This is a genomic window from Thiohalocapsa halophila (genome assembly GCF_016583825.1).
In the GTDB taxonomy this organism is placed as follows: Bacteria; Pseudomonadota; Gammaproteobacteria; order Chromatiales; family Chromatiaceae; genus Thiohalocapsa; species Thiohalocapsa halophila.
In genome coordinates, this window is the sequence record NZ_NRRV01000062.1 from 32,229 (window position 1) to 44,611 (window position 12,383).

9 protein-coding genes are annotated in these 12,383 nt (G+C 67.4%); 8 read left to right on the forward strand and 1 reads right to left on the reverse strand.

Going from position 1 to position 12,383, the window contains the following annotated elements; all coding sequences use genetic code 11:
* Window positions 1-455 precede the first annotated feature (455 nt).
* The 4 genes from CKO31_RS20075 (at window position 456) to CKO31_RS27535 (ending at window position 4,208) form a co-directional block, all read left to right on the forward strand.
* Window positions 456-863, forward strand: a complete 408-nt coding sequence (locus CKO31_RS20075) for a helix-turn-helix domain-containing protein (RefSeq protein WP_200240832.1) — start codon at window positions 456-458, stop codon at window positions 861-863.
* A 2-nt stretch (window positions 864-865) separates the two neighbouring features.
* On the forward strand, window positions 866-1,234 hold the full coding sequence (locus CKO31_RS20080) for a helix-turn-helix domain-containing protein (protein ID WP_322789189.1): 369 nt from the start codon (window positions 866-868) through the stop codon (window positions 1,232-1,234).
* A 91-nt stretch (window positions 1,235-1,325) separates the two neighbouring features.
* Entirely contained in the window at window positions 1,326-1,577 is a 252-nt protein-coding gene (locus tag CKO31_RS20085) for a hypothetical protein (RefSeq protein ID WP_200240834.1), read from the forward strand.
* Window positions 1,578-2,009: 432 nt separating this feature from the next.
* Window positions 2,010-4,208 (forward strand): CHAT domain-containing protein, encoded by a 2,199-nt coding sequence (locus tag CKO31_RS27535; RefSeq protein ID WP_200240835.1) that lies wholly within the window; start codon window positions 2,010-2,012, stop codon window positions 4,206-4,208.
* Between the two features lie 430 nt (window positions 4,209-4,638).
* Here CKO31_RS27535 and CKO31_RS20095 read toward each other — a convergent pair whose 3' ends face one another.
* On the reverse strand, window positions 4,639-4,896 hold the full coding sequence (locus CKO31_RS20095) for a hypothetical protein (protein ID WP_200240837.1): 258 nt from the start codon (window positions 4,894-4,896) through the stop codon (window positions 4,639-4,641).
* 63 nt (window positions 4,897-4,959) lie between these two features.
* On the opposite strand from CKO31_RS20095, the gene cas6 reads away from it, so the two are divergent.
* From cas6 to CKO31_RS20115, 4 genes are all read left to right on the forward strand, one after another.
* On the forward strand, window positions 4,960-5,910 hold the full coding sequence (gene cas6, locus CKO31_RS20100; RefSeq protein ID WP_200240839.1) for a CRISPR system precrRNA processing endoribonuclease RAMP protein Cas6: 951 nt from the start codon (window positions 4,960-4,962) through the stop codon (window positions 5,908-5,910).
* An 87-nt stretch (window positions 5,911-5,997) separates the two neighbouring features.
* Window positions 5,998-8,832: a hypothetical protein gene (locus CKO31_RS20105; RefSeq protein WP_200240841.1), complete on the forward strand. Its 2,835-nt coding sequence runs from the start codon at window positions 5,998-6,000 to the stop codon at window positions 8,830-8,832.
* Window positions 8,833-8,843: 11 nt separating this feature from the next.
* Window positions 8,844-10,463: a hypothetical protein gene (locus CKO31_RS20110; protein ID WP_200240843.1), complete on the forward strand. Its 1,620-nt coding sequence runs from the start codon at window positions 8,844-8,846 to the stop codon at window positions 10,461-10,463.
* Window positions 10,460-12,382, forward strand: coding sequence for a hypothetical protein (locus CKO31_RS20115; protein WP_200240845.1), 1,923 nt, complete (start codon window positions 10,460-10,462; stop codon window positions 12,380-12,382). The genes CKO31_RS20110 and CKO31_RS20115 overlap by 4 nt, the downstream gene beginning before the upstream one ends.
* Window position 12,383: the final 1 nt, after the last annotated feature.

The window sequence follows — 12,383 nt, forward strand, 5'->3', positions numbered from 1 at the left end:
CGCATGTCGGACGGCCTGGAGCTGTTCGGGTTGCAGGCCAAGCGCTTCGCTAAGTGACTGTTTTTATGAAGACGCCGCTTAAGTTAGTGCCATTCGTTACTGTCCCAATATCCTGGCTGGTGACTCTATGGTGACTCAAAAAAAAGGCTTAGGTGAAAATCACCTAAGCCCTTGCTTTTATGGCGCGCCCGGAAGGATTCGAACCTCCGACCCCCTGGTTCGTAGCCAATAGATTCAAGAATATAATATTTAAAAACAGGCAGTTATATTCCGCTTCTCGGCTCAGCGTGACTCACTTTGTCACGAACGGCACCGCTGTGACAGCTGTGAGTCACGATTTGGTCACGCGCGGCATGCGTCCACGCCGTATCCACTCGGCCATCGGATTCGTGTACCTTCGCGCTGATCGGTGTACGATGGACGCCCGGTGAGTCGACCGAAGGACAGCAGCGACCATGACCGACTCAGAGCACGAGCTGACCCGCGAGATCGGTCAGCGGCTGCGCGCCGCGCGCCACGAGCGGGGCTTGAGCCTCGCGCAGCTTGCGGCGCTCACCGATGGGCTCTACAGCAAGTCGCGCATCAGCAACTACGAGCAGGGTCTCCGCCGGCCGAGCATCGAGGCGGCGCGGACGTTGGCCGACGCCCTCGTCATTGTCAGCGCCGCCCAGCTGCTGGGCCTCGACGGCGGCGAGGACGACGCCTTGTCCAACGATGAGAAGCGCCTCGTCGACGCCTTCCGCCGGGCCGACGCCGACTGGCGCCGCCGCCTGCTCGACATCGCCGAAGCGGTGCAGCTGGACTCCCCGGCCGGGCAGGGCCGGCGCCGGCGGAAAACCGGCGGCAGCGCTGGGGGCGGATGAGGGTGACTGGCCGCGCGCTGAACCGGGCGATCGGTGATCGGGTCCGAGCGGCCCGGCTGGCGCGCGGCCTAAGTCTGGCCGATTTGTCCGCGCGCACCGGCGACAGCCTCAGCGTCTCGCGCATCAGCCACTACGAGCTGGGCCAGCGCCGGCTCAGCATCGAGGCGGCGCGGACCCTGGCCACGGCGCTCGGGGACGTGTCCGCCGCGCACTTGCTCGGCGTGGACGCGGACGACGCTCCCGGCGCCGATTCTGCCGAGGCGCGGCTCCTCGCCGCGTTCCGGGCTACGGATGCCGAGGGCCGGCACCGGTTGCTCACGGTGGCGGTGTCGGGGGCAGATTGCGGCGCGCCCGGGTCGGGCAGCGAGTGAGGGGCGACGAGCGGTCGCTTGACGGGTGGGAGAGACCTGCTGGCTTGATAGGGTAGGGGCGGCCTGGCGAAAAGAGGGTAGGAGGTGCGCGATGACGATCGACGCTGCGACACAAGACGAGATCGACCGCCTGAACGCGGCGGTCGACGAGTTTGCCGGCGAGATGAAGGCGCGGCTGCGCGAGCAGGCGCTGAAGGGCTACCGCGGCTGGGATGATCCGGCGCAGTATGAGCGCATCCTGGAGATGCTGGTTACGCGGGCGCCGGCGGCTGAAGGGGAGGAGGTCGATACCGCGAACCTGGCGATGATCCTGTGGAGTTTGCGGCGGCGGGGCTTGGGGTAGCGGTGCCAACTGCTGTGGGGCGGGGACTTCCTTCCGGGGCCTCTGTGGCGTACGGCAGGTATGAGTCCTGCAGCGGACGTTCGCGATGCGTCCCCTCCGGGTCAGGAACCGGCCAATTGCCGCCGCTGGTGGTGTGTGAGAAAAAATCAGCAGTGTGGTGCATAGCCGACATTGTCGGCGTTCGCGGTTATATACACTGCCCGCGGAGCTTTGTAGCAGTCACCTTCCACGCACAGTATGTGTGGTGCGGCGGGTTTCTTGAAACTGCGTCAGATCAGTCTGTTGGACTCAGGTCTTTAGTGGTTTGTAGCCTGCTTTAGGATGATTTTCTTTGCGGTCGAGCCACTCGAGCAGTCGCCGCCATACGCCCCCGGCGTGCTGCCGGCCCGTCGCGCTCGGTGAGGGCCCGATCAAAGCCAATGAGCTAATTCAGTGATAAAGAACATATTGGCGGGTAACGTTTTCCCTGCTTGGCGGAGTGTCACTGCAAAGCCTTCTGCGAGCGTCTGGGCGCAAGAGGTAAACTGGGATGACGAATCGTTTCTCGGCCGTCTCCTCGAGTTGCTCGAGGACGAACTCGAAGCGCGCTGGCGGCACCCGCCGGACGAAGTTACCGCATTCGGCGTAGCCGTGCTGAAGGATCTGGTCGACCATGCGCCATTCATTATCGTCCCCGAACACTACGCTCAACTGAGTTTCCTCCGCTTTTTTCTCGCGGGCAGACTCGCCGAGCACTGCCAGATGTACGGACAGCCGAGCCTCACGTGCGACTGGCTCTTGTGTGCGTTGTCTGACCGGCCTTGGGCACTGGTCGAGCCTGGGCATCCGCTGGAGGTAGACTATTACCCGGGCCGACTGCGCCAGTTCGTAATCAGCGCAGTCCCAGTCATCCGTGGCTCCGCCCAGTGGGCCGTAACGTCCTTCATCCACTCCCTCTACTATTACAGCTGGAAGTCTGGCGGGCTTCGAGAACTTGCGGAGATGGTTCTCGAGGACGCCCAGTCGCTCGTGTGCAGCGCGATGAAGAGCAGCGACGCCCCAATTGCGACAAGGGGCGTCGAAGCGGCCTCGGCACTTGCAACGTGGTGGCTGCAAAGCGAGCGCCCGAAGGTGCCGGACGTTGTCCGGGGCATGGCGGAACTACACGGCCGGTCCGGTGCGCCTGAGGAGGCGCGCAAGATCGTCGCAATGACCCTCGCCACGTCGGTCGGCGATCGAGCAGGTCAGCCACGCGTCGAGTGGGCACGGCGGGCACTGACCGAGCACGGAGCGCTGCTCACCCAGCACGAGCGATTGCAGATGCTGGTTGCGTCGTGCACCACGCCGGATGAGATGGCGGAGAAGTACGACGAGGTGATGGCCGCGGTCGAGCAATACACGAGCGACTGTGACGATTGCCTCTCGGGCGATCGGGTAGATATTGCGTTTCGACGCATTCAATTGTTCGACGCGTTTGCTCCGTTCGTCGTGGGACTCGTACGCGGCGGCCACTGCTCAGAAGCCGTCACCGCGACGGCGGCATGGTTCAGCGTCCCAGTCGAGCGCCGTCGAAAGTCTTCGGTGTTAGCCGTGCTCGCCGGCCTTGAAGAGGGCGTTATGTACGCGGTGGACGGAAACACTGTAGCGATTCCTCATGACTCGGGCGCAGCGATCAGAAGACTGGTCGACGCGGTGAACCATGCCTACGACACAAACATCGTGGTGCGGGACGACCACGCCTTTCCGTCAAGAGCGAAGACGGGTCGTCCCGGAGAGCGCGTGAGGTGTACGGACGAATTGGCCGAGGCCACGGCCGCATACTACGAACTCGATCGCGCTGCCGAGGAAATCACAAGAACCCAGGCGCTAGCCATCTTCCAGCCCCACACCGTCCAAGCTCCGCTCGTACCGCTCGCGCGCAGTCGTCTCGGCGTTGCCTGGCCGACCATTACAAGCTTCGAGGAGCCCGAAGCTGACCGCGCTATCCGGAGAGCACTGATCTGGTCGTACGGCCCGTACCTTAGCGGGCACGAAGCCCGCGCGGTCGCAGAGATTCTTAAAAAAGCGGGTGTGGAATGCGAGGTTATGACAGACAAGGAATTGACACCAGACGAGTTCCTCCGCTTCTACACCGACAGATCGTTTGACTTGGTTTGGGTTTCGGCGCACGGCATGTTCGACCCGCGGGAGCCGCACCGGGCACACATTCAAATATCGAGTGACCAGTCGAGGCCGATGCACCTTACAGAACTCATCCGGCACCCCGTTCGCGGACCGGGAAGGCGGCTGCTTTTTCTCAACGTTTGTCTCGGTGCTTCTGTGCTCGTGACCGAGGCTCCGCCGAAACTCGGACTCGCGGCGATGCTCGCCTCTGCAGAACAGGCGGTAGTGAGCCACATCGTCGAAGTGTCGGGTTTTATTGCACCACTCTTTGGGGTTGGCGCTGCAATCCCACTCGCGCGCGGCGATAGCTTCTTTGCGGCCTTCAGTCACGCACTCGACGCCGTGCGCTTGGAACGACCTGCCGCAGTGGAGCGTGTCAGACACGCTGCCCCACAGTGCGCGGAGTTTCTTGACTGGCTTCAGAACGGCACTTACGTGGTCGACCCGAATAACATTCGGACCTGGGGCACAGGAGCGTTCTACGAATGACAAGCGGCACCTTGCCTCTTTCTTATCGTCCAGGTGCGATCAAGATGGCCGTCCGAGCTTAACGGTCAGGGGGAATTCGCTCGACGGAAGCGGCATCGGTGCCGAAGGCGATGATGCGTATGTCCGCTATCGGCGGTACTCTTGCCACTCGCCATTCCGACGTCTCTTCTGGGTCGAGTCCGGTCAATCACGCCTCAACTCCTGAGGGGTCGCCGAGGAACGGGAAGCAGCCCTCCTGGGGCAGGCACCAACCGGCGGCGCGGATACCGTCGAGCGGGTTGGTCGGCTCTTACGCACGGCGCCACGCCCGGTGGGCGGGCATCAGGCGACACACGCCCGCGGTGGGTGGTTGAGGCTGCCGTCTCGGGGGGGCAGGGTGCGATTCGCGCCGCTCGGGCGGTGACTGCGGAACAACAGCATTACGTCGCGCTCAGTGCAGCCCAGGCGCGGCCCCCTGTCCGCCGTCCTTCACCGGCAGCAGCCCCACGAACCGCCCCTGCATCTCATCACCCAGGACAAGCTTCGGTGTGCCGAAGGTCCGGCGCTTCTTGGAGACGCCCTTGAGCTTGAATGGCAGCTGCGCGCTCCAGTGGTTGTGGCGGGTCTGGCGGCCTGTGAAGCAACATGAGAAATTGAGCCACGGCGGTGAGGGCTCGGCGGAGGCGTCAGTGGTCCACGCTCGGCGCATGTCCCGAAGTCCAAGCGCAGGTCGTGTCCGGCGCGATTGCTATGTCCACGAGAACAGCGAGGCATGTACGACGTCAATTTCCCGCCCATTGCGCGTTTCCGGTTCACCGTGGCGGCACGCGGGCTGATCGAACTACCGCCCTACACCGGCTCCACCTGGCGCGGCCTGCTCGCCACGGCCCTGCGCCGCAGCGTCTGCGTCCCGGGTCTTGAGACATGCGATACCTGCCTCCTGACCGACTTCTGCGCCTTCTACCGCTTCTTCGAGCAAGGCGCGCGGGCGGACGTGCAAACGCTGCGCTACCCCAACGCGAGCCCGCCGTTCGTGCTGGACCTGCTCGGTGCCGGTGGCCGCACGCTTGCGCCTGGTGAGCAGCTCGCGGTCGGGCTGACAATCATCGGCGACAGCATCTACTTCTTGCCGTACTGGGTCTATGCGTTCCAGCGCGCCGGCGACCTCGGCATCGGACGCGGCCGCGGGCGCTTCGCGCTGACCGAGGTCGCCCAGGAGAGCGCCCTCGGCGCCGATACCTGGGTACCGCTCTGGCAGACCGGCGCGTCCTCGGCGGCGCCGCTCGAGCCCGCCGCCGTCGCCTTCCCCGCGCCGCCCGATGGGATTTGGATCGAGTTGCTCACACCGCTGCGTATCAAGCGTCGCGGCGAGTGGGTGACCGCAGCCGATTTCACGGCCGCCGAGTTTCTGTTTCACCTCTGTCAGCGGCTCGACCGGCTGGAATCCCAGTTCGGCACTGGCGAGCCCGGCGGCTTCTGGGATGCCCATCGGGCACAGCTGCAGGCCCTGCCACCGGCGCCGAGTGAGCTGCGCTGGCATGATTGGACCCGCTATTCCTCGCGTCAACAACAGCACATGAAGCTCGGCGGCCTGCTCGGGCGCTTTCGAGTGCCCGCCGACGCCCTGCCGGATCTCTGGCCATTGATCTGGCTCGGCCAGTACGCGCACGTCGGCAAGAACACTAGTTTTGGGCTTGGTGCATACCGTGCCCTTGCGGGGTAACCTAACGCGTAGCCCGTCCCGGCGTAACTTTCGGGGCGACCAGGCAAAGCGCCGCGAGCGCGCCTTACCCCGGATAGGGATCAGGACATGGGGCACATCCTGTTGCTGGCGTCGGACCGAACCTGGGACATGCTTCCAGGACTGCTGCGCGCCCATCTCGCGAACCCCGACAAGCCGAGCGCCGACCAGGCTCTGCCGCCGGGCGCCGTCCTGTCGCCGAACACCGCCCTTGACCTCGCCCGCAAGCACTCCGGCGCGCGCATCCTGATTGCGGACCTGCGCTGCTCGGCTGCTCTTGCCCGGCTGCATGAGGCGGGCTATGTCGCCGAGCGCGCCGGCAACCGAATTTACGGCGGCGATGCGACACCGCACGAGGTCAGCGCACTCGCGGGCGACACGATCGTGGAGCGGTTACTCGCCTGGAGCGCCACCGAGGCGGAGGCACAGCAACTGTTGCCGACACGCAGGGCACAGCGCTGGGAACGTGACGGTTGGGCGGGACTCACCGCCGCGGGTATCCCGTGGCGGGAGGCGCAGGCGCTCTCGCCGGTGAAGGAGCACTGGCCGGGGAGGGGCCGTGCCGAGCCACTGCTGGTCCGCCGAGAGCTGGACGACCTTACCCTCGCGATCATCGATACGAATTCGCCGCATGCGTCAGAGGCAGCCGACGTTGCCGAGCTGCTCCGCCTCCTCAAGGGGCGTGCTGATGTCGGCAAAGCGGACTGCGCGAGGCATCGGGTCCAAGCGTGCCCTGCAAATGCAGATTCGCATGATTACGAGCAGGTCCGCTGCCGCAACGAGCCTTTGCAGCTGCGGCCCGTGCTGCTGCTGCATCAGCAGGCCGGCAAACAAGGCTCCGTGCATACGGGCGCCATCGAATACCTCGGCGCACGCGCGCATCTGCCCTGGCTCGCCCGCCTCCTGGCCGACCCGGCGCTCACTGCCTCTTTCGACCTGCGCCTCACGATCGGCCGCTACCGCGCGCGGTTGTGGGCGCAGCCGCGCGCCGGCGCCGACGCGGCGCAGGTGGACGCCTTGATCTCGCGGCTGCTGGAGGTGGTGCTGGTCACCGGCCGCCCGCTGCGGGAATACAGCTGCACCTTCTACCTGCCGCTCGATCTGTATCTCGACGAGGAGTTGCTGAGCCCCGACAAGGCCAAGCCAGCGACCCTGGCACCGCCAGCCCCGGTTGAGCCACACCGCGTGGCAGGCGCCGCGGAAGCGGCGCAGCAGTTGCAGGCCGTCATCAACAGCGCGGATCAGGAAAAGAACCTCGCATGCCGGCTGTCCCGCGCGCAGTTCGGCCCGGACGATGATGTCCTCCGGGATGGCGCGGTGACGGGCGAGCAGCTCACCGAGGCCCAGGCCATTCTCTACTTTCTGCCGGAGCTTCAGGCGCGCCTCTTCGATGCGGACCCGATCAAAGCGGATGGCGTTCGGCATTGGCGTCTGCCGCGGGTAGAGCTAACAGGCGCCAAGCTGATCGTAACGCTGGACCCCGACCCGCGCGCGGAGCCCCACCGGCAAACACACGAGATCGCCGCTGCCGTGCAGGACATCTCCCTGTTCGGCTACACCAACAACCTCTTCGCCCTCGCCATCCGGGTCGGCTTCACGGACAGCGAAGCCCGTCAGGCCCGGTGCTTTTCGGGCACGCAAGACAACTGGTGGCATGCCCTGTTCGGCTGGCCGTCAAGCCCAGGCCGCGGCTGGGGGGTAGGCGACTCTGACGAAGGCGCCTGCCAAGCGCCCGACCCGCATGCGCTCCAGATCGAGCGCTGGCTCGCCTTCACCAAGGGCGCGCGGCTGCTGCGATCGGCTTTCGCTCAACAGAGCGTCGAGAAGAAAATCCAGGACGTCAAGCTGGTGCTCGGCGATGCCGACGCGGTCTTCCACCGTGAGGCTTTTTCGCCCGTGGTGGAGGCACTGCTGATCAAGCTCACCGGCTGGCGCTTCGCGGACCCGACCGACCGGCGCCGCCTGCAGCAGCTCCGCGACGACCGCATGGTGGTGAACCTGGCGTATGCACTCGCCGGGCCGCCGCCGTCCGCGGACCCGGCGGCCCGCGACGCCATGCAGCGGCTCTTCAGCCTGGCGCTCTTCGTGGATCGCGGCGCAGACGGCGCCGCGTCTCAGGGTGGCTACGCCTACGACCGCGATTTTGTCCTGGGGCAGCTTGGCGAGTGCGTCAACCGTCGCTGGGCAGGGCTCGGCAGCCTGTATGGCTCCACCAATTACTCGCAGGTGGCGCTCGGCTTCGGCGACTATTTCGCCGGACCGGTGGCCCGCATGCACGTCCCCGAGATCCACGGCCGGCTCCTGCTGCTGGTGCTCTTACACGACCTGACGCTCACCTGGTTCGACCGCTGCATCACCCGGATCACGCACGACCTCGCAAACCTCGACGCCACGGCGACGGCGGATAGCAAACCCCTGCAGCGGGCGGGCGCGCATATCGCTGCCTTCCAACAGCGCTTCATCCGCTTCACCAACGACCACTGGTTCCGCACTGTCACAACCCAGACCCAGGGCCTGGAGACCCACCGGCTCATGACCCGGGCCTTCGGACTCGATGACAAATACCAGCTCGTGAAGGACAAGATCGAGCGCTTCCACGACACCATCGGCCAGCTTCGCGACCGCGCCATGGCGGAGGCGTCCCACCGCCAGGCACAGCTCGGCACGGCGCTCGGCCGTTGGGGGCCGCCACTTGCCCTGGCGGCGCTGCTGCTCGGCGTGCTGGCCATCCCCGCGCACACTGAGAGCACCCCGAACGCGCTGGAGACCTATGATCTGGTCCGCCACAAGCTACGCACCCTGGAGCTCGGCGCCTTCCTGCGCGCCAACTGGAACTTCGTCACCGCCGCCGGCGTGCTCGCCGTCGCCGTTGCAGTGTGGCTAGTGAAGCGCCCCCGTCGCTGACGAGACCCGCGATGACAGAGCATCTCCTGCGCATCGAAGCGGTCAACCTGGACCAAGTCCTCGCCGACACGGACCAGCTCAGCGTCATTCGCGGCGGTGGGCTGCTCGCCTTGGCCGCTGTGCGGCGGCTCGATCCGGAAGGCCGCGAGCCACTAGAGATCCGCATCGACGACGGCGCCGGCGCGCACCGGGTGGAGCTGGAGCTCGTCTCTGGCGGTGCATCCGTCGGCCTGTATCGTTACCGATTGCCGGACGCCCAGGCAACATTCGCGAACCGCGTCGTCGAATGCGTCAGTGAGCAGCTCGCCGCCGCTTACCCTCACCACAACTTCGTCGTCGACAGCGAGCCCTTGCTCGACGGACCCGACGCCTTCCACAAGGCCCGCGAGCGGCTCATCGCCCGGAACCGCCTGCGCCAGCTCCGCCAGCCGACGCCGGTGCTGACGCAGGCCGGCGATGCCGGCCCGCGCCCCTGCGAGTGGGACGACCTGCGCCCGGCGGCCGTCCCGCAACAGCTCAAACCGGGTGCCGACGGCAAGCCTCGTTCCGCGTGGCTCAGTGCCTCCGTGCACGCTCGCTACCAGGCCGGTCGGGAGCAGAAACAGCGCTTCCTCGACGACACTACCGGGCTCGACCTCGCATACACCGAGGACTTCGAGACCCTTGCCGGCGCCTTCCCGCGGGACCGACGGCTCCAGAATAAGCTCGCGGTGCTCTATTTCGACGGCAATCACTTCGGCAAGCTGCAGGCGGGTTGCGCCAGCCCAGCGTCGCTCCAGGCCTTCGACCACCAGCTTCGCACACGCCGCATCCTGCTGCTGCGCCGCCTCCTCAATCACCTCGCGGGCAGTGACGACGCCTTCTATACGCCGGACGAGGCGGGCGCGGAGCCGCGCCTGCGCTTCGAGCTGCTGCTCTGGGGCGGCGACGAGCTGCTGTTCGTGGTCCCCGCCTGGCTCGGACTGGACGCGCTTTGCTGCGCCTACCGCGCCATGGCCGATTGGACCTGGCAGGACCCCGAGGCGCGCGTCGGCACCGCCGAGCGCGAGGCGCCAACGCCCCTCACCCATGCTGGCGCGCTCATCTTCTGCGATCGCAAAACCCCCATCGACCGCATGACCCAGCTTGCGCGGGACCTCGCCGAGCATGCCGTCAAGGACGCGCCCGGCGGCGGGCGCGACCGCAACCTGTTCGAGTATCTGATCCTGGAGTCCATCGACTTCCCCGCCGAGGCGCCGACGGATTATCTCTGCCGCCGCTACCCAGCGCTGAGCCACCGCCGCCCCCTGTCCCCGGTGCCGGACGCCGCCGCTAGCATCCAGGCGCTGGCCGGGCTGCGCGACGCCGGCCGTATTCCGCACGGCCCGTTGCACGAAGGGGCTTTGCGCATCGCCCGTGGCGGGGACTGCGGCCAGTCGGCAGCCGCGGCAGAGGCCTTGGTCGCAGACCTCGAAGCCCGCGCCGCCGCCGCCGGCGAAGCGGCGGAGCGCGACCTCGCCCAGCTCGTGGACACACTCGCCCGGCTCTTCGCGCCGGACGAGCAGACGGCCGCCTGGCGCTGGGTACATCTGGCGGAGCTCTGGGACTACCTTGGCCCGCGCCGGGCTGTGCCGGCAGGACGTGGCGCATGAACCGCCATCGCTTCGATGTGACCCTCGACGTCCAAGGCCCGGTGCTGAGCCGGGCCGTCGCCACCGGCGCGCTCGGCATCGACGCCCTGGCCCTCAAGGATCGCGAGGGCAACCCCGTCCTGCCGGGTACACTCCTGCGCGGCATGCTGCGCCAGGCTTGGGGCGACATCGGCGTGGCGCCAAGCCTGGTCCACGAATACCTGGGCGGCGACGCCGAGCAAGCGCGAAAACCGGACAAGGACGTCGACGCCTATCGCCTGCAGCGCGCCCCGCTGCGCTTCGCGGAGTACTTCAGCGCCCACCCGGGCGACAGCCGCGAGGGCTTCCGCCACCGCATACGCGTGGAGCCCGACACCGGCGCCGTTACCGGCGGCGGGCTGGTGGTCATCGAAAGCCTGTTCGCCCCCGGTCAGCGCGCGTGCTTCTCGGGCTGGGTGGAACTGCGCTTGCCCACCGATGCTGTCGACGGGCCATGCACCCAGGACGAACGGGAACCGGACGCCGACACGCTTGCCATGCTCCGCCGGCTGCTGGAAAAGGGCTTCGCCTGGCTGCCGGCGGTTGGCGCCCAGAAGGGCGTTGGCTTCGGCCGGGTGCTCGGGGTGCGGGTGGCGCCTGCCAAGCCCTATGTGCCGCCTCGGGCGACACCCGCCGTGCTGCCCGCCGCGCTTCGCACCGCGCCGGCTGCCGCCGCTCCCGCATCGCTCGCCATCGGCCTCAAGCTGCTGCCGGATGCGCCCTTCTGCTTTCCGCTGCCGGGGCCGAAGGGCAGCCTCGGCAACCGGTTCCGCAGCGGCGAGGCCATCCCCGGCGCTGCACTCAAGGCCGCGCTGGCGGCGGTGTGGCCGGGCGATGAGAAGGCGGATGAGCTGCGCCGGTGCTACTTCGAAGACCTGCGTATCACTCAGGCCCTGCCCGCGCGGGGTGAGTCCCGCCCGCTGGCCATTCCGGCGAGCCTCGCCGCGGTGGGGCAGGGCATCGACACGGCTATGGCGGACTTCGCGCTGCATCCCGAGCGTGCCCTGCGGCAGGACCCGGCGCCGCGCTTCGCCGTCGACTGGAAAGCGCCGGAGCGGCGGCGGGCGCGCCAGCACTGCGGCTGGCCCGCCGACCCGCCCGAGCGCGCGCTGGTGGTGCGCAACGCCATCGACCCAGAGCGCGGCACGGTGCGCTTCGACCCCGCAACCGACGGCGGGCTGCTGTTCTCCATGGAGACGTTGGTGCCGGACGGCTACCTCTGGCTCGCCAACCTGAGTATCCCCGATGTCGCCGCCGTGGACCGCGAGCCGCTACTGGACTTGCTGGAGACGCTGCTCGCACCGGGTCTCGGCCCCCTCGGCAAGACCAAGGTCTTCGCCGCCGTGGTGACGGCGGGCGAGCCCTGGCGCTTCCACGGCACCGGCGCCCGGGACCGGCTGCTGCTGGACGAGGGCCGCTGCGTGCTCTGCCTGCAATCCCGCGCGCTGCTGCTGCCGCGGGGGCTGACCATTCCATCCGTCAACGGTGGGCAGTCCCTCGCCGAAGCCTATGCCGAGGCCTTTCATGACCTCTCCGGCGGCAGCCTGTCACTTCGCGACCACTTTGCGACCCAGTCCTTGGGCGGCGGCAACTACTGGTGGCACGGCTTTCGCCACTGCGCCGAGCCGTATCAGCCGGTGCTCCTCACCGAGCCCGGCAGCGTTTTCGTGCTCGAGGTCGCCGAGGGCCGCGACGTCGATGCCCAAGGCTGCCTTGCAGACTGGCTCGCCCGCGGCATGCCAACCCGCGGGTTGCCGCTGCTCGGCGCAGCGCGGCAACTGCCCGTGTGGCGGCAGAACCCCTGGCTGCGCGAGAACGGCTATGGCGAGGTCACCGTGAACAGCACACTCCACCTGGGCGACCCGCCGCCCGCCACGGGTAGCTTCGCGGAGGAGGAGTAGT